Raw genomic sequence first — 1,088 nt, 5'->3', positions numbered from 1 at the left:
AAATTTGTGACAACTTGGGATAATGCACCTGGATAAGAATCTAGGGCCATTTTGGTGTCTCCCTTAATTTCGATCGAATGTTTGCTATTTCTCAATTTTGGTTTTAATTGGATTAAAATTTCATCGAGATAATCTCTGACTATGAAAGTTCGTCGTTCTTCGCTTGAGCGATCGACTGCCACTTCTTTAAAGCTCTGAATCAATGCCGCAGCCTGATTTAGATTAGTTAAAAGGGCGTTACTGCTAGTGGTGGCTATATCCAAAAATTCTTCTAGCTCGGAGCGCTTCATTTTGCCACTCTTATAAGTAGAAGCAAAGTCTGTGGTATGTTCTGCTAAAGCTGACGCAACGGTGACACCAACGCCGATGGGAGTATTAATTTCGTGGGCAACACCAGCGACTAATCCTCCCAGAGATGCCATTTTCTCAGATTCTACTAGCTTACTTTGAGTGGCTTTTAAAGCATCCAGCGTGTTGGATAATTCGTGAGTGCGATCGCTCACTAATTGCTCTAAGTTTTGATTGAACTCTTGCAAGTTATTGTAGAGTTGGGCATTTTCGATGGAAATGGCTATTTGGGCTGATAACAATTTTAGCAGTTCTAGTCTATCTGTGGTAAAGGCTCCTTCTGTGAGGTTATTTTCTAGGTAAAGAATGCCTGTCAGCTTGCCTTGGTGCAGCAGAGGAGTGCAGAGAATCGATTTCGGTTGAGTGGCTGCAATATAAGGATCGCGCGTAAATTGCCCCTCTTGGGTGGCGTTATTTAAAACCACGTTTTCCTGGGTGCGGATGACGTAGTTGGCGATCGCACTTGCGAGTTTTGGCGTTTCCCCAGAATCCGCTTCTGCATTCAGGGGATGCGAGCGCAGCACGCTAATTTCATCTTCCTTGACGGAACCTTCAGCTTCGATGGCCCAGTTTCCCGCTTTTTCTAAAATTAAAAATCCTTTTTGGGCGCCTGCATTTTCGATGGCGATTTTCATCAACCTTTCCAGCAATTTACTCAAAACGATTTCACCTGAAATTGCTTGGGAAGCTTTCATTACTGTGGCTAAATCTAGCGTCTCTCCCAAATTAGTGCTAGTGGT

The 1,088-nt window shown here is 43.6% G+C and carries 1 protein-coding gene; it reads right to left on the bottom strand.

Features of this window, described 5'->3' with window-relative positions; genetic code table 11:
* On the bottom strand, positions 1-1,088 hold a 1,088-nt coding region (locus tag QUA04_RS29810), incomplete at both ends, for a GAF domain-containing protein (RefSeq protein ID WP_333264454.1).

The organism is Microcoleus sp. S13_C5 (genome assembly GCF_036700845.1).
GTDB lineage: Bacteria > Cyanobacteriota > Cyanobacteriia > Cyanobacteriales > Microcoleaceae > Microcoleus.
Note: the sequence above shows the minus strand (reverse complement) of the source record. Positions and strands in the feature narration are given on the sequence as shown.